At 71.7% G+C, this 22099-nt stretch carries 22 protein-coding genes; 8 read left to right on the forward strand and 14 right to left on the reverse strand.

Annotation, left to right across the window (positions count from 1 at the left end; genetic code table 11):
• Window positions 1–41: 41 nt before the first annotated feature.
• Both D1J51_RS02470 and D1J51_RS02475 read right to left on the reverse strand, forming a co-directional pair.
• The gene (locus D1J51_RS02470) at window positions 42–974 is read right to left on the reverse strand and encodes a DUF808 domain-containing protein (RefSeq protein ID WP_119073600.1); all 933 of its coding nucleotides are present in this window, start codon (window positions 972–974) and stop codon (window positions 42–44) included.
• The gene (locus D1J51_RS02475) at window positions 971–1585 is read right to left on the reverse strand and encodes a phosphorylase family protein (RefSeq protein ID WP_119073839.1); all 615 of its coding nucleotides are present in this window, start codon (window positions 1583–1585) and stop codon (window positions 971–973) included. Before D1J51_RS02475 ends, D1J51_RS02470 begins: the two co-directional genes overlap by 4 nt.
• A gap of 272 nt (window positions 1586–1857) precedes the next feature.
• On the opposite strand from D1J51_RS02475, the gene D1J51_RS02480 reads away from it, so the two are divergent.
• Together D1J51_RS02480 and D1J51_RS02485 are read left to right on the forward strand one after the other, a co-directional pair.
• Window positions 1858–2157, forward strand: coding sequence for a hypothetical protein (locus tag D1J51_RS02480; protein WP_119073840.1), 300 nt, complete (start codon window positions 1858–1860; stop codon window positions 2155–2157).
• A 187-nt stretch (window positions 2158–2344) separates the two neighbouring features.
• A complete protein-coding gene (locus D1J51_RS02485) occupies window positions 2345–2836 on the forward strand; it encodes an S-ribosylhomocysteine lyase (protein WP_205547663.1) in 492 nt (163 codons plus the stop codon).
• A gap of 120 nt (window positions 2837–2956) precedes the next feature.
• On the opposite strand, the gene D1J51_RS02490 is transcribed toward D1J51_RS02485, so the two are convergent.
• The 4 genes from D1J51_RS02490 to D1J51_RS02505 all read right to left on the reverse strand — a co-directional run bounded on the left by D1J51_RS02490 (window position 2957) and on the right by D1J51_RS02505 (window position 6858).
• Window positions 2957–3712 (reverse strand): nucleoside phosphorylase, encoded by a 756-nt coding sequence (locus D1J51_RS02490; protein ID WP_119073601.1) that lies wholly within the window; start codon window positions 3710–3712, stop codon window positions 2957–2959.
• A 127-nt stretch (window positions 3713–3839) separates the two neighbouring features.
• Window positions 3840–5174: an amidohydrolase gene (locus tag D1J51_RS02495; protein WP_119073602.1), complete on the reverse strand. Its 1335-nt coding sequence runs from the start codon at window positions 5172–5174 to the stop codon at window positions 3840–3842.
• A 68-nt stretch (window positions 5175–5242) separates the two neighbouring features.
• Window positions 5243–6070: an SDR family NAD(P)-dependent oxidoreductase gene (locus tag D1J51_RS02500; RefSeq protein WP_119073603.1), complete on the reverse strand. Its 828-nt coding sequence runs from the start codon at window positions 6068–6070 to the stop codon at window positions 5243–5245.
• Window positions 6071–6072: 2 nt separating this feature from the next.
• Window positions 6073–6858 (reverse strand): isoprenyl transferase, encoded by a 786-nt coding sequence (locus D1J51_RS02505; RefSeq protein WP_240422813.1) that lies wholly within the window; start codon window positions 6856–6858, stop codon window positions 6073–6075.
• Between the two features lie 112 nt (window positions 6859–6970).
• Between D1J51_RS02505 and D1J51_RS02510 the strand changes: the two genes are divergently transcribed.
• Complete coding sequence (locus tag D1J51_RS02510; RefSeq protein ID WP_119073605.1) at window positions 6971–7750, forward strand: PAQR family membrane homeostasis protein TrhA; 780 nt, start codon at window positions 6971–6973, stop codon at window positions 7748–7750.
• A gap of 13 nt (window positions 7751–7763) precedes the next feature.
• Here D1J51_RS02510 and D1J51_RS02515 read toward each other — a convergent pair whose 3' ends face one another.
• Window positions 7764–8459, reverse strand: coding sequence for a TetR/AcrR family transcriptional regulator (locus tag D1J51_RS02515; protein WP_119073606.1), 696 nt, complete (start codon window positions 8457–8459; stop codon window positions 7764–7766).
• Between the two features lie 122 nt (window positions 8460–8581).
• Here D1J51_RS02515 and D1J51_RS02520 point away from each other — a divergent pair, with 122 nt between their 5' ends.
• On the forward strand, window positions 8582–9511 hold the full coding sequence (locus D1J51_RS02520; RefSeq protein ID WP_119073607.1) for an NAD-dependent epimerase/dehydratase family protein: 930 nt from the start codon (window positions 8582–8584) through the stop codon (window positions 9509–9511).
• A 76-nt stretch (window positions 9512–9587) separates the two neighbouring features.
• Here D1J51_RS02520 and recQ read toward each other — a convergent pair whose 3' ends face one another.
• Genes recQ through mca form a run of 3 tightly spaced genes read right to left on the reverse strand, consistent with a single transcriptional unit; the run spans window position 9588 to window position 12818 of the window.
• Window positions 9588–11657 carry a DNA helicase RecQ gene (recQ, locus tag D1J51_RS02525; protein WP_205547664.1) on the reverse strand — a complete coding sequence of 690 codons (2070 nt, stop codon included), beginning with the start codon at window positions 11655–11657 and terminating at the stop codon, window positions 9588–9590.
• Window positions 11658–11661: 4 nt separating this feature from the next.
• The gene (locus D1J51_RS17800) at window positions 11662–11952 is read right to left on the reverse strand and encodes a hypothetical protein (RefSeq protein ID WP_162903624.1); all 291 of its coding nucleotides are present in this window, start codon (window positions 11950–11952) and stop codon (window positions 11662–11664) included.
• Window positions 11949–12818 (reverse strand): mycothiol conjugate amidase Mca, encoded by an 870-nt coding sequence (gene mca / locus D1J51_RS02530; protein ID WP_119073608.1) that lies wholly within the window; start codon window positions 12816–12818, stop codon window positions 11949–11951. The genes D1J51_RS17800 and mca overlap by 4 nt, the downstream gene beginning before the upstream one ends.
• An 85-nt stretch (window positions 12819–12903) precedes the next feature.
• On the opposite strand from mca, the gene D1J51_RS02535 reads away from it, so the two are divergent.
• A complete protein-coding gene (locus tag D1J51_RS02535) occupies window positions 12904–13344 on the forward strand; it encodes a DUF4307 domain-containing protein (protein WP_240422815.1) in 441 nt (146 codons plus the stop codon).
• Window positions 13345–13539: 195 nt separating this feature from the next.
• Complete coding sequence (greA, locus tag D1J51_RS02540; protein WP_119073610.1) at window positions 13540–14025, forward strand: transcription elongation factor GreA; 486 nt, start codon at window positions 13540–13542, stop codon at window positions 14023–14025.
• An 81-nt stretch (window positions 14026–14106) separates the two neighbouring features.
• Here greA and D1J51_RS02545 read toward each other — a convergent pair whose 3' ends face one another.
• On the reverse strand, window positions 14107–15519 hold the full coding sequence (locus D1J51_RS02545; RefSeq protein WP_119073611.1) for an APC family permease: 1413 nt from the start codon (window positions 15517–15519) through the stop codon (window positions 14107–14109).
• Window positions 15520–15531: 12 nt separating this feature from the next.
• Window positions 15532–17253, reverse strand: a complete 1722-nt coding sequence (locus D1J51_RS02550) for an amidohydrolase (protein WP_119073612.1) — start codon at window positions 17251–17253, stop codon at window positions 15532–15534.
• 421 nt (window positions 17254–17674) lie between these two features.
• Between D1J51_RS02550 and D1J51_RS02555 the strand changes: the two genes are divergently transcribed.
• Together D1J51_RS02555 and D1J51_RS02560 are read left to right on the forward strand one after the other, a co-directional pair.
• Window positions 17675–18661 carry a hypothetical protein gene (locus D1J51_RS02555; protein WP_119073613.1) on the forward strand — a complete coding sequence of 329 codons (987 nt, stop codon included), beginning with the start codon at window positions 17675–17677 and terminating at the stop codon, window positions 18659–18661.
• 339 nt (window positions 18662–19000) lie between these two features.
• Window positions 19001–19597 (forward strand): TetR/AcrR family transcriptional regulator, encoded by a 597-nt coding sequence (locus tag D1J51_RS02560; RefSeq protein WP_119073614.1) that lies wholly within the window; start codon window positions 19001–19003, stop codon window positions 19595–19597.
• 28 nt (window positions 19598–19625) lie between these two features.
• On the opposite strand, the gene ilvA is transcribed toward D1J51_RS02560, so the two are convergent.
• Together ilvA and D1J51_RS02570 are read right to left on the reverse strand one after the other, a co-directional pair.
• Window positions 19626–20870, reverse strand: coding sequence for a threonine ammonia-lyase (gene ilvA, locus D1J51_RS02565; RefSeq protein ID WP_119073615.1), 1245 nt, complete (start codon window positions 20868–20870; stop codon window positions 19626–19628).
• Window positions 20867–22072: an AI-2E family transporter gene (locus D1J51_RS02570; RefSeq protein ID WP_119073616.1), complete on the reverse strand. Its 1206-nt coding sequence runs from the start codon at window positions 22070–22072 to the stop codon at window positions 20867–20869. Before D1J51_RS02570 ends, ilvA begins: the two co-directional genes overlap by 4 nt.
• Window positions 22073–22099 lie beyond the last annotated feature (27 nt).

Genomic DNA, 22099 nt, shown 5'->3' on the forward strand with positions numbered 1-22099 from the left:
GCGCAGCGGGTCCACTCTCGCGGCCTCCCCGCCCGCCACCGCTACTCTCGCCCCGCCAGCCTCCGGCCGAGCGCCACCGCCGCGACCGCCACGGCCCCCCACGCCAGCCCGAACACGGCCGAGAGCGCACTGTCGATCAGCCAGGTCGCGAAGCCGGGTGCGCGCACCGCCTCCGTGACGCCGGTGAGAAGACCGTAGGGCGCGTGCCAGCCGACCTCGGACAGGTTCACGATCAGCAGGTGGCCGCCCACCCACAGCATCGCGACCACGCCGACCGCGCTGATCGTGCGGAACACCGCGGGCATCGCCCGCACGAGCAGCTGGCCGAAGCGGCGCGTCGGCCCGGATCCTCGCCGCATCAGCCACAGCCCCGCGTCGTCCATCTTCACCAGCAGAGCCACGGCCCCGTACACGGCGACGGTCATCGACAGGCCGACGGCGACGAGGATCATGAGCCGCATCCCCCAGCCGTCGGTGTCGATGTTCGCCAGAGAGATGAGCATGATCTCGGCCGAGAGCACGAGGTCGGTGCGCACCGCGCTGCCGACGATCTGCCGCTCGTCCACGGCGGGGCGCTCGAGCACTTCCTCGACCGTGCTCTCCCGCTCCTCGCCCCGCAGCGAGCCGATCCAGCGCCACGCCTTCTCGGCGCCCTCGTAGACGAGGTAGGTGCCCCCGATCAGCAGCATCCAGGGGAACACCCACGGCGCCCACGCGCTCAGCAGCATGATCGCCGCGGTGATGACCGCCTTGTTGATCAGCGACCCCCGGGCGATGCGCCAGATCACCGGCAGCTCCCGCTTGGGGTTGATGCCCCGCACGTACTGCGGCGTCACCGCGGCGTCGTCGATCACCACGCCCGCGGCCTTCGCCGACGCCTTCGCGGCTCCGGCGGCCACGTCGTCGATCGACGCGGCCGCCGCCTTGGCCAGCACCGCGATGTCATCGAAGAGTGCGAAGAAGCTCGAACTCACGCGCGGTCCCCCTCCGGCGGCCTCGGCGGCCCCGGCGGCCCCGGCTCCGCCCTGTCCAGCCGCGCCCGCCAGAACTCGCGCAGCTGCTCGCTCTTGCGGAACACGATCGCGTCCCACTCCTCGTCGGTCGTCGAGCTGTCGGCGAAGTCGGAGGGGATCTTGAACAGCTGCAGCGGCACGTCGAAGCGCTCGCAGACGCTCGCGTACGCGTAGGCCTCCATGTCGACGAGGGAGGTGCCGAGCCCCGCGATCCGGGCCCGCTGCGCGTCGTCCCTCACGAACGCGTCGCCGGTGGCCAGCACCGCGGTCGATTCGGGGGGCAGGATCGCCTCGCCCCGTGGCCGCAGCTCGGGCGACGGCAGGGAGAAGTCGTGCTGCACCACGCCGACGATCTGGTAGACCTCGTCGAGGTGCGGACGCTCCTCGCCGTCGCTCACGACGCCGGCGGTGCCCAGCACCACCACCCGGCCGAAGTCCCCCGCGGCGAGCGCATCCGCGAGCGACACCGCCGCGTTCACCTTGCCGACTCCCGTGACGAGATGGGGAACATCCGCGAAGGCCGAGGCCTCGTCGCGGTGCGCGAACACGAGCAGCGTGCGGGGCTCTGTCATCGGCTTCTCCCTGCGGCGCTCCGCGCCATCGATCCTGATCCGCATCAACACTAGCGCTTCTCGAAGATTCGTTCTATACTGTCAAGCTGAGCTTGCGAACAGCACGCGTTTCCGCCACATGGAGCAGATCCAGGGCGTCGACTTCTCAACTCCGCGCATCACGCGAAGCTCAGCAGCACGGCGATGGCCTCTTCCACAGGCCTTCCTTGGCTTGCCGCCGTGCATTTCACCGATCGCGCACCACGGTGGTGCGCGCCAGAGAGGACTCGAACATGGAACACCGCATCACCGCATTCACCGACCAGCACCGGGCGCGCGCCCTGCGCACCCCTTATCACTCCCTCGGCGACGGCCGCGAGATGCTCGTGCCCGACTGGGCGCAGCACCGCTCCGTGTACCGATCGTCCGGTCGCACGCTGTACCTCGTGGAGACCGACAGCCTGGCTGAGGCCAGGGACGACCTGGAGCGGCTCGGACGAGCCGGCTGGGACGTGCGCGTCGCCGAGGATCCCGCGGCCCCCTCCCGGGCGCGGATCGCGTTCACCCGCAAGGAGTTCGCGAGGGCCGCGTGACCGGACGCCGCAGGCCCGCGGCGCCCCTCGACCGGAGCCCCGATCGGTCGCTCTCCCACTGGGGAGGCGGCCGATCGGGGCTCCGGTTCCCGCTTCAGGGCGCGGCCGCGGCACGCGTACCCCGCGGGCGCCCGTAACGGGGAGTCGCACTCGGGGCGAGCGCCGCGTCGCTCGCTACACTGGCCGCATGAGCGATGTCGAACTGGCCGAGGTCGAGAGCTTCTCCCTGGATCACACGAGAGTGCTGGCCCCGTATGTGCGGCTGATCGGCGTGGAACGCGGCCCGAGGGGCGACGCCATCTCCAACTTCGACGTGCGGCTCGTGCAGCCCAACGAGGGCGAGATCCCGACCGCGGGCCTGCACACCATCGAGCACACGCTCGCGGCGCTGCTGCGCACCCGCTTCGATGGCCTCATCGACATCTCGCCGTTCGGCTGCCGCACGGGCTTCCACCTGATCGCGTGGGGCGAGCCCTCGACCGAGACCGTCGCGGCGGCCATCAAGAGCTCGCTCGAGGACCTGGTCGAGCGCGTCACCTGGGAGGACGTGCCCGGCACCGAGGCGGTGAGCTGCGGCAACTACCGCGACCACAGCCTGCACTCCGCGAAGGAGTGGGCCAAGCGGGTGCTGGATCAGGGCATCAGCCTCGACGCGTTCGAGCGCTCGCGCATCGCGTAGGGGGCGGCGGGCGGCGCGGGCCGACCGCCGGGCCGAATCCGGGTCGAAACTCTCACAGCGGGAACGCCTCACACGGCGAGGCGGCGAACCGGATTCCGGGAACCGCAGGCTCCGCCCACCCTACGCGACCAGCACGTCGAGCGCGGCGGCGAGCGCGCCGTCGACCGCCCGCGTCACGATCTCGCGGTAGGGATCGTAGCCGTCCATCGACTCGTCCTGCGCGGCGAGCGGGTTGCCGTCGATCGCGAACACCGCCGCCGACTCGATGCCGTGCAGCGATGCGATGACGAACAGCGCGGCGGCCTCCATCTCGACCGCGACGGCGCCCGCCCGCTGCCACATGCGCAGGTCGACGCCCGTGATCACGTCGCCCGGGTAGAACATGTCGCCCGTCACCACGATGCCGCTGTGCACGTCGAGGCCGGTCCCGGCCGCCGCGCCCTTGAGCGCGATGACCAGCTCGGGGGTGGCGAGCGCCGGGAACTCGGTGGGCACGAGCTGGTGGCTCACCCCGTCGGCGCGCACGGCGCCCGTCGCCACGACGATCGCGCCGTCGACCACGTTCGGCTGCATGCCGCCCGCGGTGCCCGAGCGGATGATGCGGGTCGCTCCCCCGCGCGCGAGCTCCTCGAAGCAGACGGCCGCGCCAGCGGCCCCGACGCCGTGCGAGGCCACCGTGACGGGTACGCCCCGGTGGCTGCCGGCGTAGAGGTGGTACTCGCGGTTGGCGGCGAGCTGCCGCGCGTCGTCGAGGCGCTCGGCGACGCGGGCCGCGCGGGCCGGATCGCCGACCACGAGCGCGCGGTCGGCGAGATCGGAGACCCGGGCTCGCAGCAGCGGGAGCTCGGCGTCGGCGGGAAGTCTGACGGGTGCCATGCGGGGTGCCTTTCGTTCGTGTGGTCCGTGTGCGCCGCAGAGGGGCTGCGATCCGCGCGAGGTATGCGGTTCGGCGGCGGATCGGCCGCCTGTTCCGCGGATGATGCGCCCGGTGCCGGCAAGCCGCTCACGAACCCGCGGCGGCCAGCCGTTTGCGGGCCCGCGCCGCGCGGGCGCGGATCGCCCCCGCGTCGAGCGTCAGGTGCTCGCCGTCGGCGTAGACGTGCCGCCCGCCGATGAACACGTGCCGCACGTCGGCCCCGGTGGCGGCGAAGCCGAGGTGGGAGACGAGGGCGCGCGGCTGCGCCGAGAGGTCGAGAGGGGTCGCGGTGGATCCCGTCACGTCGAGCGCGATCACGTCGGCGAGGCGACCCGCCTCGAGCGCCCCGGTCTCGCGAAAGCCGATCGCCTCGGCGCCGCCCCGGGTCGCGATGTCGAGCACGTCGGAGGCGCGCACGATCGCGGCGTCCTGCCGCGCGCCGCGGTGCAGGATCGTCGCCGTCTTGATCTCCTCGAAGAGGTCGAGCGTGTTGTTGCTCGCCACGGAATCGGTGCCGAGCGAGACGCGCAGCCCCGCCTCCCGCCACTCCGGCAGAGGCGCGATGCCGCAGCCGAGCTTGAGGTTGGAGACCGGGTTGTGGCTCACGGCGGTGCCGGTGCGGGCGAACAGCCCGATCTCGCCCTCGGTCAGGTGCACGCAGTGCGCGGCGAGCACCTCGGCGTCGAAGAGGCCCAGCGAGGCGAGATGCTCGCCGGGGGTCGTTCCGTAGCGCTCCCGGATCTGCTCGACCTCCGCCGCCGACTCGGAGACGTGGGTGTGGATCGGGATCCCGCACTCGATCGCCCGCGCGGCGATGTCGCGCAGGAACTCGGGCGGGCAGGTGTAGGGGGCGTGCGGGCCGTAGGCGACGCGGATCTGCCGGTCGCCGGCGTACCGCTCGGCGAGCGCCTCGGTCTGCTCGACGGCCTCGGCCCCGGTCCACGACGAGACGCCCGGGAAGCCGACGGAATCGGGCGCGAACGAGGCGAGCGCGACCATCGCCCGCATGCCGGCCGCGCGCACGAGCTCGATGAGCCGCTCGTCCCAGTGGTACATGTCGGCGAAGGCAACGGTTCCGGTCTCGATCATCTCGACCATCGCCAGCTGCAACCCCGTCGCCACGTCCTCGTGGGTGAGGTGCTGCTCGAGCGCCTGCACTGCGGCGAGCCACGGCATGAAGCCCTCGTCGTCGGAGACGCCGCGCAGCAGCGTCATCGCGGAGTGGGTGTGCCCGTTCACGAGTCCCGGCATGAGCACGTGACCGGAGAGGTCGCGCGTCTCGCGATCCGGGTCCCCGGGGGCGCTCGGGCGCGCGGATCCCGCGTAGGTGATGCGTCCGCTGCCGTCGAAGGCCAGCTCGGCGCCGACCACCACCCCCTCGGGCGTCAGCATCGCGTCGGCCCGCAGTACGGTCTCGCCCATGGTGCCTCCTTCGTCGTCCAGGCCACTGTATCGCCCGCCCCGGACATTCCCGTCGGGCCCCGCCCGGCCTACCAGCCGGGGGTGGCGAGCATGCCGCCGTCGACGGCCAGATCCTGACCCGTGATGAACGACGCGGCGGGCGAGGCGAGCAGCACGCAGGCGTCTCCGACGTCGTCCGCCGTCGCGAGCCGACCGAGCGGAGCGTGCGCGATCCAGCTCTCGACGCCCTCGGGCCAGGCCTCGGCGAGGCCGGGCCGGGCCACGAGCCCGGGAGACACCGTGTTGACCCGGATCCCCGCCGGGCCGAGCTCCAGCGCCGCCGCCCGGGCGTGCATCACCAGCCCAGCCTTCGCGACGGCGTAGTGCGCGTGGGCCGGGGCCGGGCGGCTGGCCTCGATCGAGGCGATGTGCGTGATCCAGCGGCTCGACCGCGGACCGGGCGAGGTTCGGGATCCCGAGCCCGCGGTGCCCGCCCCCATCGCCGCGGCGGCCTCGCGCGACAGCTCGAACACCGCGCCGAGGTTGGTGCCGAGCACCTCGTCCCACTCCTCGCGCGAGGTCTCGGCGAGCGGGGCGAGCGGCTGGATTCCGGCGTTGTTGACGAGCCCGTCGAGCCCGCCGAGCGCGCGCACGGCCTCGACGACCAGCCTGACCGCCGCGCCCGGCTCCGCGAGGTCGGCGCGCACCGCGACCGCGCGCGCACCGCGGTCCCGCAGCTCCTCGACCAGCGCGAACGCCGCGTCGATCGACGCCGACGAGGCCCCCCGGTAGTGCACCGCCGTCCGTGCCCCGGCGGCGGCGAACCGCCGCGCGATGCCGGCTCCGATGCCGCCCGACGCCCCCGTCACCAGCACCCGCTGCCCGCTCAGGTCGGGCAGGCTCGTGTCTCGCGTCATGCTCAGCCCCCCATCCGCCGCTGGCGCGAGGAGTAGTCGCGCAGGGCGCGCAGCAGGTCGACCTCGCGCAGGTCGGGGTAGAGCGCCTCGACGAAGTAGAACTCCGAGTGCGCCGACTGCCAGATCATGAAGTCGGAGAGCCGCTGCTCCCCCGAGGTGCGGATGATCAGGTCGGGATCCGCCTGCCCGCGCGTCCACAGGTGCTCGCCGATGACCTCCGGGGTGAGCCGGTCGGCGAGCGTGTCGATCGTTCCGCCCTCGGCCTGGTGCTCCGCGATGACGCTGCGCATCGCCGCGGTGATCTCGCTGCGGCCGCCGTAGCCGACGGCGAGATTGATGTGCAGCCCGTCGTGCTCGGCCGTTTCGGCCTCGGCCGCGGCGAGCGCCGCCGCGAGCGCCTCCGACAGCCCGTCGCACGACCCCACGTGCTTCACGCGCCAGCGCGGATTCTTCGCGAGCTGCCCGGCGAGGCCGCCGATGATCCCGAAGAGATCCTCGAGCTCCTGCCGGTCCCGCGCCCGCAGATTGTCGGCCGAGAGCAGGTACAGCGTGACCGTGCCGACGCCGGCTTCCTCGCACCAGCCGATGAACTCCAGCACCTTCTGCGCACCGGCGCGGTGCCCGTACGCCGCCCGCTCCTGGAGCCGCTGCCTGGCCCAGCGCCGGTTGCCGTCGACGATCACCGCGATGTGGCCCGGCACGCTCGACGGGTCGATCTCCCGGCGCAGGCGCCGCTGGTAGAGCCGGTAGAGCAGACCGGCGCGCGGCGGCGTGGGCTGGGCGTTCACTCTCACGAGTGTATCGCTAGGGCGGGGCGACGACCGGAGCAGCCGGGAATTCTCGCTGGAGATCCCCCACATGCATGCCCCCGCAGAACTGTACGGAACATACACTCGTAGCATGAGCACGAACGGCGTCCCCGAAACCCCTCGCGCCGAACGCCGCTTCCCCGATCCCGACGGCCTCTCGCTGCCGCTTCTCGAGGACGCCCTCGACCACCCCGACGACCAGCCGCGCGCCGAATCGGCCGCGTCGACGGAGCCGAAACCCCGCTGGCGCGGCTGGATCCACGCCGGCACCTTCCCCGCCGCGATCGCGGTCGGCATCGTGCTGATCTCGCTCGCGCGGGGGCCGGTCGCCAAGTGGGCGTCGGCGGTGTTCATGCTCTCGAGCCTGCTGCTCTTCGGCGTCTCCGCCCTCTACCACCGCTTCAACTGGAAGCCGCGCACCAGACAGGTCTTCCGGCGCCTCGACCACGCCAACATCTTCCTGCTCATCGCCGGCACCTACACCCCCGTCGCGCTGCTCGCACTGCCTCCGGGGAAGGGCATCCTGCTGCTCGTGCTCGTGTGGGCGGGCGCGCTGCTCGGGATCGGCTTCCGCGTATTCTGGATCGGGGCGCCGCGCTGGCTCTACGTGCCGCTGTACCTGCTGCTGGGGTGGGCGGCGGTCATGTACCTCGCCGACATCGCCGCCGCGAATCTCGGGGCCATGGTGCTCGTGATCGCGGGCGGGCTGCTCTACACGCTCGGCTCGATCGTGTACGGGATCAAGCGCCCGAACCCCGTGCCGGGCGTGTTCGGCTTCCACGAGATCTTCCACGCGCTGACCGTGCTCGCGTTCCTGTGCCACTGGACCGCGGCGCTGCTCGTGGCGCTGGATCCGGTGTATCTGCGGTAGGCGGTGCCGCGGTTCAGGATCCGGCGAGCCCGAAGCGGCGCGCCGTCTCGGCCGTCCACCGCTCGAGCAGCTCGGCGCCGTGCTCGGCGAGGTCGGGGCCGAGCTGCCCGAACACCTCGGCGCTGATCAGGCCGATGAGGCCGGTCCAGGCCTCGACCGCCGCTGCGGCGAGACCGGGATCCGCCCGCACGCCGAGCTCCTCGGCGCCGGAGGCGAGCTCGGCGGCGAGACCCTCGGAGACGGGGCGGGATCCGCGAGGCCCATCCGGCGCATCGCCCAGGGCGAGGATCGCGAGGAAGGCCGCCATGACCCGGGTGCCGGGAGCGGTGGTCCGCTCGGCGGGCGCGGCGTAGCCGGGCACGGGCGATCCGTAGGCGAGCGCCCAGCGCGCGGGGTTCGCGACCGCCCAGTCGCGCGCGCCCCGCGCCAGCGCAGCGAGGCGCTCCGCCGGCGGGGCCCCGGGGTCGTCGCCGAACAGCGCCGCGTCGGCGAGGTCGCCGTACGCGTCGACGAGCAGCAGGGTCAGCAGTTCGTCTCGGTTGGCCACGTGGCGGTAGATCGCCGACGATGCGACGCCGAGCCCCCGCGCGATCTCACGGACGGACAGGGCGGCCGCGCCCACCTGCGCGAGCTGCTCGTTGCCGAGGCGCAGGATCCCCTCGCGCATCTGCGCTCGCGCCTCGGCGTGGGTGCGACGAGGGCGTTCCATGCCGACAGTCTGTCATCGAGGAGTGCTCCGCGCAATTCAGTGATCACTGCTCTTGTTTTTGCGAGCCCGTATCGGTATTGTGAGTGGCGAAATAGAGAGCACTGATCACAAAAGGAGCACCCATGCGCTACCTCATCACCGGCGCCGGGCAGATCGGCACCCAGCTCGCCGCGGATCTCACGGCGGCCGGCCACGGCGTCACCGTACTGCGCGGCGGAGCCGGCGCGGTACCGGGAGCCGCGGTGCGCAGCGGCGACGCGGGAGACTGGGACGCGCTCCGCTCGGCGGCCGCGGGCGCCGCGGCGATCTTCCACTGCATCCACGCCGCATACTCGGCCGGCGCCTGGAGCCGCGAGCTGCCGCAGCGCGAGACCGCGGTGATGGACGTCGCGGCCGGGCTCGGCATCCCCGTCGTGTTCCCCGAGTCGGTCTATGCCTTCGGCCGCGGAGCGCGCGATCTCGACGAGGAGACCCCGATCGCGCCCGTCTCGCCGCTGGGCCGCGTGCGCGCGCGGCTGCTGGCGGCCCGCGCCGCCCACGCGGCCCGCACCGCGTCGATCGTCGCCTCCGACCTGGTGGGGCCGACGGCGCGCCCCAAGGCCTCGGTGATCCTGGCGACCGTGCTGAGACCCGCCGCGGCCGGCCGCCGGGCCCTGGTGATGGGCGATCCCGACGCCCCGCACGCCGTCACCTACCTGCCCGACCTCGCCCGGGCGATGGCGGCCGCGGTTCCGCTCGCCGAGCCCGGCGGAGCGGTTCTCGTCGCCCCCACCGCCCCCGCGAGATCGCAGCGCCGCATGGCGGTCGACGCCGCTGCCGCCGTCGGCCGCGCCCCCGCCGGGGTGGGCCGGATCCCGAGCGCCGCGCTCGCGCTGGGCGCGTCGGTCTCTCCCGCCACGCGCGAGCTCTTCCGCCAGCGCTACCTCTGGAACGCGCCGAGCGAGCTGCGTCCCGGCCGCCTCACCGTCGAGTCCGGCCTCGAGCCGACCCCCTGGGAGAACGTGCTGCGGGAGTGGGCGGGCGCCGGCAGCGCGAAGCACTCGGCCGCCTGACCCGAACCGCCGCGCCCGGCGCGCCCCCGCCCCGCGCGCCCCCGCGCCGCGCGCCCCCGCGCCGCGCCGCAGAGCCTCAACCCCGCGCGAGCACCTCGAGCACGGCCGCGCCGTAGCGTTCGAGCTTGACGGCGCCGATGCCCGAGATCGCGAGCATCTCCTCGTCGTCCGCCGGCCGGTGCGCGGCGAGTGCGGCGAGCGTCGCGTCGCCGAACACCACGTACCCCGGCACGCCCTGCCTGCGGGCTTCCTCGGCGCGCCAGGCGCGCAGCCGCTCGAAGACCTCCGCCTGCTCGGGCGACAGGTCGGCGGCTGCGGCCGAGCGCTTCGCGGCTCCGGATCCCGAACCGCCCGAGCGACCCCCGCCGCGGCCCGCGCGCGACACGATCTCCTCGCGCATCATCACCGGCTCCTCGCCGCGCAGCACGGGCTTCGCGGCCTCCGTGGGCGCGAGCACCCCCCACTCGCCGCGCGCCTCGAGCAGGCCGACCGCCAGCAGGTGCCGCACCAGCCCCCGCCACTGCGCCACCGACCACTCCTTGCCGATGCCCCAGGTCGAGAGCCCGTCGAGCCGCATCTGCGTGACGCGCTCCGAGCCGACGCCGCGCAGCACGTCGATGTGCTGGCCCGCGGCGTAGGTGCGGCGGCGCTCCTTCTGCGTGCGGATCACGGTCGAGAGCAGCATCTGGGCCGGGACCGTGGCGTCCCAGAGTTTCGGCGGGTCGAGGCAGACGTCGCAGTTGCCGCACGACGCGGGCGCCTGCTGACCGAAATAGCGCAGCAGGAAGGCCCGACGGCACTCCACGCCCTCGCACAGCGCGAGCATCTGATTGAGATGACGGGTCTGATTGGCCCTCGTCGCGGCGTCGCCGTCGCCCGTCTCGATCATCTGCCGCTGCTGCACCACGTCCTGCAGGCCGTAGGCCAGCCAGGCCTCGGAGGGCAGGCCGTCGCGGCCGGCGCGGCCGGTCTCCTGGTAGTAGCCCTCGACCGACTTGGGCAGGTCGATGTGGGCGACGAAGCGCACGTCGGGCTTGTCGATCCCCATGCCGAACGCGATCGTGGCGACCACCACCACGCCGTCCTCGCTCAGGAATCGGGTCTGCGCCTCGAGCCGCTCCGAGGCGGGCATCCCGGCGTGGTAGGCGACCGCGTCGATCCCGGCCTCGCGCAGTGCGGCCGCGGTCTGCTCCACGCGCTTGCGGCTCAGCGCGTAGACGATGCCCGCCTCGCCCGCGTGCTCCCCGCGGATGAAGGAGACGAGCTGCGAGCGCACGTTCTGCTTCGAGACGATGCGGTAGCGGATGTTCGGCCGGTCGAAGCTCGACACGAAGTGCCGGGCGCCGTCCAGGTGCAGCCGCTCGGTGATCTCGCGGTGCGTCTCGGGGGTCGCCGTGGCGGTGAGCGCGACGCGGGGCACGTCGGGCCACCGCTCGGCCAGGGCGCCCAGGCGCAGGTAGTCGGGGCGGAAGTCGTGCCCCCACTGCGACACGCAGTGCGCCTCGTCGATCGCGAAGAGCGCGATGCGGCCCCGGCTCAGCAGCTCGACGGTGCCGGGAGCCGCGAGCCGCTCGGGCGCGAGGTACAGCACGTCGAGCAGGCCGTCGCGGTACGCCTGCTCGATCGCGCGCCGATCCTCCACCGGCATCGCGGAGTTGAGCGCCGCGGCCCGCACCCCCGCCAGCCGCAGCGCCGCGACCTGGTCGTGCATGAGCGCGACGAGGGGCGACAGCACCACCCCCGTGCCCTCGCGAACGAGCGACGGGATCTGGTAGCAGATCGACTTGCCGCCGCCCGTCGGCATGAGCACGACCGCGTCGCCGCCGTCGATCACCCGGCGGACGATAGCCTCCTGCTCGCCGCGGAAGGAGTCGTAGCCGAAGACCTCCGAGAGCACCGCGAGCGGCTCCTCGCCCGCGTGGGAGCGGGCGGCCGGCGGCGCAGGCGCGGGATCCGCGGATCCGCCGCTCCCGGCCCCCGGGCCGGCGCCCGGGCGCACGATCCCCGCCCCGAAGGCACCGCGATCCCCCCAGCCCTCGGGCGCGGGAGCGCCCCACGCCTCGCCCGGCCACCGCTCATCGCCGTAGGCCCCGTCGAGGTCGGGCCCGCCGGGGCCTGGGTCGTCGCCCCGGTCGCGGCCGCTCAAGGGCTCAGTCCCGCGCGTCGGGGCGGGCGGGCGAATCGGGGCTGGGCGAGGAATCGGGCTCCTCGCCCGGCTCGTCCGTCGCGCTTCGCCCGCCCGCGAGCTCGTCCGCGATCCGCGCGCGCGCCTCGGCGCGGTAGGCGCTGCGGCGCAGGCGGCGCACCAGCAGGAAGCCGAGCACGATGATGCCCGCCGCGAGGATCGCCGTGAAGACAAATCCCGCGACCCCCGGCGTCACGGTGTTGGGGTCGAACTTCGTCTTCTCCGCGACTCGCACCGCGATGTTCAGCACGTTCACGCGCGCTCCTCCTCGATTCCCTGAAACAGATCGGCCTCGAACTCGCTCGTCGCCACCCGCGACGCCGCGAGCCGGTAGTCCTCGAACGGCCACGCCTCGCGCTGCAGCTCGTTCGGCCAGAAGAAGAACGGGCTGTCGGGCGGCACCTGGCTCGCGTGCGCGCGCAGCGCCTCGTCGCGGCGCTCGAAGAAGCGGCCGACCTCGATCTTCGCGGTGCCCCGGTACTCACGACGGCTCATCCACTCGCGCAGCTCGGCGAGCTGGCCGACGAGGGGCGAATCCGGCTCGTGGTCGAGCAGCCACTGGTAGACGGTGGTGAGCCGCTCCGCGTTGAAGATCTCCTCGTAGTAGAGCTTCTTGACGGACCAGGGCTCCCCCGCATCGGGGTAGGCCCCGGGATCGCCCGAGCGCTCCCAGGCAACGCGGCTGACCTCGTGGCAGCGGATGTGGTCGGGGTGCGGGTAGCCGCCCTGTTCGTTGTAAGTGACCATGACGTGGGGGCGGAACTCGCGCACCACGCGCACGAGCGCTTCGGCGGCGACCTCGACGGGGATATCGGCGAAGGATCCCCGGGGCACCGGGTCGCCCTCGTCGGGCAGGCCCGAGTCCTGGTAGCCGAGCCAGCGGTGCTCGAAGCCGATGACGTCGCGCGCCCGGGTCATCTCCTCGCGGCGCAGACCGGCGAGATCCCGGCGACTCTTCGGATCGCGCGCCACGAGCTCGTTGAGCACGTCGCCCCGCTCGCCGCCCGTGCAGCTCACGATCAGCACCTCGACGCCCTGGTCGAGATAGTGCGCGTAGGTCGCGGCGCCCTTGCTGGACTCATCGTCGGGGTGCGCGTGCACCGCGATCAACCTGAGCGTCATGCGCGTCCTCTCACGTACCTCTCGGGAGCCTCCCGGTACTCTGGCAACAGTCATCCAGTTTACCCAGCGCGGATCGGAGGTTCCCGTGTCCCAGACGGCCGCGGTCGATTCCGGACCCGGATCGGCGCCCGCGCCCGGTCAGTCGCTCGAGGAGCGCTACGGTGCGGGCCGCAGGCGGCGCCTCGATCGGCGCTTCGCCTGGGCGGTCGCGGCGCTGCTGGTGGCGGCCGGCGTGTGCTTCCTGCTGTTCAGCGGCTGGCAGACGGCGAACCGCGTCTCCTGGCAGGACATCGGCTTCACCAAGCAGAGCGACCTGACGCTCGACGTGAAATTCGAGGTGAGCGCTCCGGCGAGCACCCCCGTCGCCTGCGCCGTCGAGGCGCTCAACAGCGTGAAGTCCACGGTCGGCTGGAAGGTCGTGGAACTGCCCGTGAGCGAGAAGCGCTCCTACACCATCACCACGGGTCTCGTCACGACGAACCCCGCCACCGCGGCGTCGGTTCGGGAGTGCTGGGTGCTGGAGTAGGCTCGGATCCCCGTCGCCGGCGGACGCGGCGCAGCGCCGCCCGACAGGCCGAACTCCAGTGGTATCCTGGAAGCCGCGCCCTGATTCGATCGGGGCGCTGTGTTTATCCCGCGCCGCGATGCAGACACGCGATCCCGCCCACGTCGAGCACCGCGCACACGAAGTCACTCCGCGCACACGAAACGAGGATCGATCATGGCCGAGCCCACGCAGACCTGGTTGACGCAGGAAGCCCACGACCGTCTCAAGGCCGAACTGGACCATCTCACGGGCGCGGGCCGCAAGGAGATCGCGGCACGCATCGAGGCGGCCCGCGAGGAGGGCGACCTCAAGGAGAACGGCGGCTATCACGCGGCGAAGGACGAGCAGGGCAAGATGGAGGCGCGCATTCGCGACCTCGACGAGCTGCTGAAGCACGCTTTCGTGGGCGACGCCCCGCAAGCCAGCGGCATCGTCGAGATCGGCACCGTCGTCACCGCCGAGATCTTCGGCGATGAGGAGCGCTTCCTGCTGGGCAATCGGGAACTCGCCGACGGCAGCGATCTCGACGTCTACAGCGCCGAAAGCCCGCTGGGCGTGGCGATTCTGGGCTTGGGCGTGGGCGACGAGACGAACTACGCGGCGCCCAACGGCAACCGGATCTCGGTGAAGATCCTCGCGGTCGACACCTACGCCGGCTGACCGGGCGGTCCCGTACGCCGCTCGTGCGTTCCCGGGATTCCTCGACGGACGGAGCCCCGAAAACGCGCGAACGCTCGACGGCTACTCGTACATGCCGATGTTGATGGGACCCGTGAGGTCGGGCGCGGGCGCGCGCAAGCCGCGGGTCTTCACGATCAGGAACACGAGGCCGGCCGCGAGCCAGACGCCGCCGATGACCTTGGAGAGACCGTCGAGGTTGAGCCACAGCCACGCGTTGATGGACACGCCCACGGCCGGGACGAGCACGAACGAGAGCCACGCCCCGGCCGTGCGCCGCTTCAGGAAGCGGAAGAACATGAAGATCACCGACAGGTTCACGAAGGTGAATGCGAGGAACGCGCCGAAGTTCGCCATCGCCGTCGCCTGGTCGATGTCGACGAAGGTCGCGGTGAGCGCGACCAGGGCCACCAGCAGCACGTTGGCCACGGGCACGCCCGTGCGCGGGTTCACCCGACCGAACAGCCTTCGGGGCAGCGCGCCGTCGCGCCCCATCGCGTAGAGCAGCCGGGCGGCGCTCATCTGCTGCGTGATGCCGCAGGCGAGCACGGCCATCATGTAACCGCCCACGAACACGGCCTGGAACGCGGCGCCGCCGATGTACTTCGCGATCTCGGGCGACGCCCCCACGACGTCCTCGAGCAGCGACACGTCGGGGAAGAGCGACTGCATCACGTACGAGACCGTGAGGAAGAACGCACCGGCCACGAGCACGATGATGAAGATGGCGCGCGGAATGTCCCGGGTGGGCCGTTCGGCCTCCTCGGCGAGCGTCGAAACCGCGTCGAAGCCGAGGAAGGAGAGCGCGAGCAGCGCCGCCCCGGCGGTGATGGAGACCATCTGGATGTCGCCCGAGTAGAACGGCCGGAAGCCGAACTCGGCCCCGTTCGCGCCGTTCGCGATGTTCGCGATCGTGAGCACCACGAAGACGACGGCCACGATCAGCTGGATCACGACGAACGCCATGTTCAGGTTCGCGGAGAGCTTCACGCCCACGAGGTTGAGACCGGTGCAGATGATCACGGTCAGCGCGACCCACACCCAGAACGGCACGCCGGGGAAGATCGCCCCCATGTAGATGCCCGAGAGGATCGCGTTGACCATCGGCAGCAGGATGTAGTCGAGCGCCGTGGCCCAGCCCACGAGGAAGCCGAGGTGCGCGTTGATCGCCTCCTTGGCGTAGGTGTAGGCGGATCCCGCGATCGGGAAGAACCGCACCATGCGCGAGTAGCTGAACGCCGTGAACAGCACCGCGATCATCACCACGAGGTAGGCGAGCGGCACGTGCCCGTCGGTCTCCTCGGAGACGATGCCGAAGAGGTCGAACACGGCCACGGGCGCCATGTAGGCGAGGCCGATGAAGACCAGGTGGCGCAGCTTCAGCGTTGGCTTGAGCCCGCCGGCCTCGCCGGTGACGAGGTGCGCGATCTGGTCGTCGCCCGCGGCGACTCCGGTGTGGGACGGCAACGTTGACATCTGGGAGGATCCTTACTCTGCGTGGGCGTGGCTGTGGCGGCCGGGATCGGGATCGCCGCAGCTCTGGCCCGTGCCGGCCGGATCCTGCGCGTTCGCGGCCGCGGGTGATCCGCCCATCTCGCCGCGGACGTCGTGGATCGCGCGGCCCCCGACCACGGTCAGATCGGCGCGCTGCTCGAGGATCTCGGCGGGCTCCATGCCGTAGAGATCGCCCGACCAGACCACGAGATCGGCGAGGTAGCCCTCCTTGAGCATGCCGAGCGCGTTCTCCCGGTGGAACGCCTCCGCCCCGCCCCTGGTGTACGCCTCGAGCGCGGCATCGAGGCCGACGCGCTCGTCCCGGGTCCAGGCCTGCGAGCCGTCGAGGCCCGCGCGGGTCATGGCGCTGTAGACGCCGACGAGCGGGTCCATCTCGCCGACCTGCCAGTCGCTCGAGAAGGTGACGCGCGCGCCCGAGTCGATCATGGAGCGGAAGCGCCAGGCGCGGTCCCAGCGGGCCTCGCCCACGTTCTCCATCCAGGTGCCGGCGACGAGGTCGGGCGAGGCGTGGCGCGGCTGCATGGCGGCGACGACGCCGAGCTCGCGGAAGCGGGGCAGATCCTCGGGGGCGAGGCACTCGACGTGCACGATGCCGTGGCGGGTGTCGGCGCGGCCGTTCGCGCGCTGCGCGGCCTCGATCGCGTCGAGCGTGAGGCGGATCCCCCAGTCTCCCGTCGCGTGCGTGTGCACCTGGTAGCCGAGACGGTCGAGCTCGGCGAAGAGCTTCGTGAACTCGGTGGGCTCGAGGCTCGTGTGGCCTCGGTGCCCGGGCCGGTTGGCGTAGTCCTCGAGCATCGCAGCGGTGTGCGGCTCGATGACGTCGTCGGCGTAGAGCTTGACCGGGCCGAGCCTGAAGCGCTCGTGCTGCGGGGTCTCGCGGATCGCCTCGGTGATGCGGGCGCGGAAGTCGCCGTCGGCGCCGACCGGGTGGTAGATCGCGGCGATGGTGCGGCTCGTCAGGCGGCCCTCGCGCTCGGCGCGGGCGAAGAGGTCGAGTTCGGCGAGCGGCACCTGCGGCTCGACCACCGTCGTGATGCCGAAGCGGGCCGCCATGTCGAGGCTGTTCACGATCTTGCCGTATCGGCGGTCGGGCGAGTACATGGGAATGTCGCGCTGCAGCTCGGCGAGGCCGTCGATGGTCATGGCGCTCGTGTAGAAGTCGGTGATCCAGCCGGTGGGCTCGCCGGTGGTCGCGTCGATCTCGGGGTTGCCCCAGGCGATGTCGCCGCCGTTCAGAATGCCGAGCTTGGCGAGCGCCGGCCGGTTGAGCCACACGGAGTGCTGATCGTAGGTGGTGATGAAGACCGGCTTGTCGGTGACGCCCACGAGGTCGTCGGCGTTGGGCCGCCTGCCCTCGACCACGGAGTAGAGCGCGTTCTCGGCGCAGATCCACTCGAGCCCGGGGTGGGTCTCGGCGAACTCGGCGATGCGGGATCGCACGATGTCGAGGCTGGTCACCTGGTCGAGGCTCACGGCGAGGTCGTCGAAGCCGAGCAGCAGGTGGTTGTGCGTGTCGGCGACGCCGGGCGTGACGAGGCGGCCCTCGAGCTGCACGGTGCTTCGGGCCGCGGGCGCGTCTGCGGCGCTGCCCACGTAGCCGATGCGGCCGTCCGTGACGCCGACAGCCTCCGCCCAGGGCTGCTCGGGATCGAAGGTGCGGATCCTTCCGCCGGTGAAGAGGGTGTCGACGGCCATGTCCGCTCCGGTTTCTCCGCGCGGTCGGTCGCGCGGGCAAGTTCTTTTACTCTAGAGTAAATTAATTTACTTCAATGTCAAGAAACTTTTCCCGGCCCTCCTGCCCTCGGTTCCCCTCCTGCTCCCGCCCTCCCTCCTTCCCCTCCTGCTCCCGCCCCCCCTCTCCCTCCTTCCCCTCCCGCTCCCCCTCTCCCTCCCGCCGGGACGCCATGATTCTCCCGAGACGCCATGCTATTCACGTAATTTTCGTGGCGCCTCGGGAGAATCGTGGCGTCCCGAGCGCGCTCGGCCCCGACAGGGCGCCGCGCAACCGCCGAAGCCCCCTCCGGCCCTTCGCTCACAACCCGCACTCACTCACCACCTATCCACAGATCCACCGCGCACGCCGCGCACCGCACCCGGGATCCCGCAGACTCGAGCCATGGACATCCCCGAGCGCATCCGATGCGTCGCCGACGCTCTGCTCAGCGTGGCGGATCTGCGAGGACACGGCGCCACTTCCCGCGAGCTCGAGGGACGGCTGCGCGCAGGATCCCTGCTGCGCGTGGCGCACGGGTGGTTCGTGGAGCGCGAGACCTGGAACACGTGGTTCCCGGAGGGCCGTCACCTCGCGAAGGTGATGGCCGCGCACCGAAATGCGATCGAGCCGCCGCTGTTCTCGCACCACTCGGCCGCGGTGCTGCACGGCCTGCCCCTGTGGGGCCTGCGCGACGAACCGGTGCACACCGTCTCGACGACGAGCACCACCCGCAGCGGCCTCGTGGCTCGCCACAGGCTCACTGTTCCCACCGCCGATACCGGGCACATCGTAGGGATTCACTGCACCAGCGCCGAGCGCACCATCGCCGATCTGTCACGCATCGCAACCGAGGAGATGACTCTGGGATGCGCGGATGCCGCTCTGCGCCTCCGCGCCCGACGGGAGCGCGACGTCGACGCTGGGCTGTGGCGCGATTGGCGGGAGGAGATGCGCGAGCGGGCGAGGGCATCCGCCGGCGCACGGGGCATCCGCTTGCTCCGCAGGGTCGTCGAGTTCGCCGACCCTCGTGCGGACTCGACGCTCGAAAGCGTCAGCCGGTTGCACTTCCACCGTCTGCACATACCCGTCGATCTGCAGGTATCCGTCCCCGCGCCGAACGGCGGTTTCTACTACGCGGATTTCAAGCTGCTGGGGCTCGGGATCCTCGGCGAGGCCGACGGGGACGCGAAGTACTCCGACCCGAAGATGCTCGGGGGTATGACGCCCGCGGAGAGGGTCCTCAGGGAGAAGCGTCGCGACAACTGGATCTCGGGCACCACCGGCGATCGCATGATCCACTGGGGATCGCGCGATGCGGGCACCCTTGAGCACTTCGCCAGGATGCTGCGATCGTTCAAGGTGCCGATCCCGCTCCGGGACGGCCGATAGCGGCGGCGTTCGGCATCCCGAGCGGGGCTCAGCCCCGGCCTCCGTCTCACCTCCGCGCTCGTCTGCCCTTCCGCTCCTCCGTTCATCTGCCCCGTTGCCTCAGCCGTCGCCCCCGCTTCCTGCTGTCGCCGAGAGGCCATAGTTTTCCCGAGACCCCACGAGAATCGCGTGAATATCGTGGGGTCTCGGGAAAACTATGCTGTCTCGGCGGGGAGGGGCGGGGGCGACGGCTGAGGCGGCGGGGCAGGCGACGAGGCAGGACGGGCAGAGGCGACAGGACACGACGGTGACAGGACACGAGCGGCAGAACGGGCCTGTCATACTGGCATACTGGCAGGCATGGCACGACCGAGCACGCAGAAGCGGCGCCGCATGGAGGTCATCGAGGCCGCACTCGAGGCCGCGGCCGAGCACGGACTGCGCAACCTCTCGCTCACCGACGTCGCGAACCAGGCGGGGGTGACGCGCGGGGCCCTGCTGTACTACTACGAGGACCTCGAGGCGATCCTCGTCGAGGCCCACGCCGCGGGCATGCGGCGCGTCGGCGAGGATCGCGCAGCGCTCGTGGCGCAGCGGCGAGGCGCGCCGGCGAAGCTCGCCACCGCCATCGAGGCGGGCCTGCCCGACGGCCCGGACGACGCGCTCATGCGGCTGCTCTACGAGTTCGACGTGCTCGCGGGCAAATCGCCGCTGCACGACGAGCTGGTGCAGCGGCTCTACCGCGAGCAGCTCGACCTCTACCGCGGCATCCTCGAGGAGGGCGCGGCCGCCGGCGAGTTCGCACTCACCGGGCCGCTCGAGGACACCGCCATGAACTTCGTCGCCCTCGAGGACGCCTACGGGCTCCACATCGTGGCGGGCGGCAGCATCACGGTCGCCGATGCGCAGCGCGCGATCCGCCTGTTCGCGGCGCAAGCGGGGTGCCCGCTCGGCTGAACGGCGCCTCCAGCCCGGAGCCCGGCGCTCAGTACCGCTCGCCGACCCTCACGGTGTACCCGGCGTCGCGCAGCGCCTGGGCGACCGTGTCGCCGTGCTCGTGGCCGCGCGTCTCGATGTGCAGTTCGAGTTCGACCTCGCTGATGGGCAGCTCGGTCGCGTGCCGGGTGTGGATCACCTCGACCACATTCGCGTTCTGCGCCGCGACGATCGATGCCGTGCGCACGAGCTGGCCCGGCATGTCGGGCAGCAGGATGCGCAGCTTGAGGTACCGGGCCGAGGCGGCGAGACCGTGCCCGATCACCCGCTGCAGCAGCAGCGGATCGATGTTGCCCCCGGAGAGGATCGTCGCCGTGACCCCGCTGACGTGCGCCTTGCCCGCGAGGATCGCCGCCACGCCGGCGGCGCCCGCCGGTTCGACGACCAGTTTGGCTCGCTCGAGCAGCATGACGATGGCGCGCGCGATGTCGTCGTCGCTCACGGTGACCACCTCATCGACGTACTCGCGCACCATCTCGAAGTTCAGGTCGCCCGGCCGCGCCACGGCGATGCCGTCGGCGATCGTGGGACGGGTCTCGGTGGTCACCGGCCTCCCCGCCTTGAGCGAGGGCCTGAACGGCGCCGCGTTCTCCGACTGCACGCCGACGATGCGCAACGGCCGCCCGTCGCGCGCTGCCCGCTGCTTCGCCGCGGCCGCCACGCCGGAGATCAGCCCGCCTCCGCCGACGGGCACGATGATGGTCTCGATCTCGGGGGCCGCCTCGAGCATCTCGAGCGCGACGGTCCCCTGGCCCTCGATCACGGCCGCATCGTCGAAGGGCGGCACGAACAGCGCCCCCGTCTCGCCCACGAATCGCTGAGCCGCCCGGTTCGTCTCGTCGAACGTGGCCCCCTCGAGCACGACCTCGGCCCCGTAGCCGCGGGTCGCCTGCAGCTTGGGCAGGGCCACGCCGAGCGGCATGAAGATGGTCGCCTTGATCCCGAGCTCTCGCGCCGCGAACGCCACGCCCTGCGCGTGGTTTCCGGCCGACGCCGCCACGACGCCCCGAGCGCGCTCATCGTCCGACAGCTGCGAGAGCCGGTTGTAGGCTCCGCGCAGCTTGTAGGCCCCTGTGCGCTGCAGATTCTCGCACTTCAGGTAGACCTTGGGCACTCCGAGGATCTCGGCGAGATACCGCGAAGACTCCAGCGGCGTACGCTGAGTCACCCGGTGCACCACCTTGAGCGCGCGCTCGAAATCCTCCAGCTCGAGAGCCGGTTGAGCCTGGGTCATGACTGTCCTTCCTTGCGCCGCAGTCGCGCGAGCGCGCGGACCCGGTGCCGGGCCCTCCGGTGAATCTTGTCGCGCCGGTGATACTCGGCGACGGGGTCCGATCCGGGAACCCATTCCCTGCTCACCAGCGTGTTGACGATGGAGTTGGCCGATGCCGCGATGGGCACCGCGAACAGTGCACCGGGAACACCCGCGAGGAGCGCGCCCGTCGACACGGCGAGCACCACGCCCAGCGGGTGCACTTTGACGGCACTGCCCATGACCAACGGCTGCAGCACGTGGCCCTCGATCTGGTTGACGAGGATCACCACGCCCAGCATGATGAGCGCGTTCACGGGCCCGTTGTAGACGAGCGCGATGAAGGCGGCGAGGACGCCGGTGGTGATGGCGCCGAGGAACGGTATGAAGGATCCCAGGAACACGAGGATCGCGATCGGGATCGCGAGCGGCACTCCGAGCAGAGCCGCGCCGGCGCCGATGCCGACGGCGTCCACGAACGCGACGAAGATCTGCACCCGAACGTACTGGCCGACGGAGACCCAGCCCGCCCGGCCGGCCGCGTCGACGGCGGCGTGCGCTTTGGCAGGCAGAAAGCCGATCACCCAGAACCAGATGCGCTTGCCGTCGATGAGCATGAAGATGAGCGAGAACATCGTGAGCAGCGCGCCCGTGACGAGCTGACCCGCGGTGGTCGCGACGCCGAGCGCACCGCTCCAGATCTCGGACTGGTTCTCCTCGACGGTCCTCCAGAGCTGATCGGTGAACGTCTTGATCTCACCGGCCGAGACGCCGAAGGTCGCCTCCACCCAGCGCAGCGCCTGCCACCAGACCTCCTCCGAACGCCTGGCGACGTCGTCGAAGCCCTCGCGCAGCTGCGTCGTGATGAGCGTGACGAGGATCCACACCGCCGCGACGAAGACGGCGATCGCCGTTATCACGCCCATCCACCGGGGAGCGCCCTGGCGCGCGAACCACTGCACCACCGGCGCGAGCAGCGCGGTGAGCAGGATCGCGATGAGCACCGGGATCACGATGATGCGCACCTGCACCACGAGCCACAGGAACCCGGCGAGGGCGAGCCCAATGATGATCAGGCGCCACGACCACGCCGCGGCGACCCTGATTCCGAGCGGGAGTTCCTGCGCGGCGTCGCCCGCCTCCCGGGGCGCGCCGCCGCCTGCCTCGCTTCTGCGCTCTTCCACGGCACAATCCTACTCACGCGCGCATGT

Source organism: Leucobacter sp. wl10 (assembly GCF_003569785.1).
Lineage (GTDB): Bacteria > Actinomycetota > Actinomycetes > Actinomycetales > Microbacteriaceae > Leucobacter.

Excerpts from the sequence above, each read along its gene's own strand:
- D1J51_RS02555 (WP_119073613.1), top strand. The coding sequence starts at position 17,675 with ATGGACATCCCCGAGCGCATCCGATGCGTCGCCGACGCTCTGCTCAGC.
- D1J51_RS02475 (WP_119073839.1), bottom strand. The coding sequence starts at position 1,585 with ATGACAGAGCCCCGCACGCTGCTCGTGTTCGCGCACCGCGACGAGGCC.
- ilvA (WP_119073615.1), bottom strand. The coding sequence starts at position 20,870 with ATGACCCAGGCTCAACCGGCTCTCGAGCTGGAGGATTTCGAGCGCGCG.
- D1J51_RS02480 (WP_119073840.1), top strand. The coding sequence starts at position 1,858 with ATGGAACACCGCATCACCGCATTCACCGACCAGCACCGGGCGCGCGCC.
- D1J51_RS02495 (WP_119073602.1), bottom strand. The coding sequence starts at position 5,174 with ATGGGCGAGACCGTACTGCGGGCCGACGCGATGCTGACGCCCGAGGGG.
- D1J51_RS02485 (WP_205547663.1), top strand. The coding sequence starts at position 2,345 with ATGAGCGATGTCGAACTGGCCGAGGTCGAGAGCTTCTCCCTGGATCAC.
- mca (WP_119073608.1), bottom strand. The coding sequence starts at position 12,818 with ATGACGCTCAGGTTGATCGCGGTGCACGCGCACCCCGACGATGAGTCC.
- greA (WP_119073610.1), top strand. The coding sequence starts at position 13,540 with ATGGCCGAGCCCACGCAGACCTGGTTGACGCAGGAAGCCCACGACCGT.
- D1J51_RS02545 (WP_119073611.1), bottom strand. The coding sequence starts at position 15,519 with ATGTCAACGTTGCCGTCCCACACCGGAGTCGCCGCGGGCGACGACCAG.
- D1J51_RS02550 (WP_119073612.1), bottom strand. The coding sequence starts at position 17,253 with ATGGCCGTCGACACCCTCTTCACCGGCGGAAGGATCCGCACCTTCGAT.
- D1J51_RS02510 (WP_119073605.1), top strand. The coding sequence starts at position 6,971 with ATGAGCACGAACGGCGTCCCCGAAACCCCTCGCGCCGAACGCCGCTTC.
- D1J51_RS02500 (WP_119073603.1), bottom strand. The coding sequence starts at position 6,070 with ATGACGCGAGACACGAGCCTGCCCGACCTGAGCGGGCAGCGGGTGCTG.
- D1J51_RS02490 (WP_119073601.1), bottom strand. The coding sequence starts at position 3,712 with ATGGCACCCGTCAGACTTCCCGCCGACGCCGAGCTCCCGCTGCTGCGA.
- D1J51_RS02515 (WP_119073606.1), bottom strand. The coding sequence starts at position 8,459 with ATGGAACGCCCTCGTCGCACCCACGCCGAGGCGCGAGCGCAGATGCGC.
- D1J51_RS02520 (WP_119073607.1), top strand. The coding sequence starts at position 8,582 with ATGCGCTACCTCATCACCGGCGCCGGGCAGATCGGCACCCAGCTCGCC.
- D1J51_RS02560 (WP_119073614.1), top strand. The coding sequence starts at position 19,001 with ATGGCACGACCGAGCACGCAGAAGCGGCGCCGCATGGAGGTCATCGAG.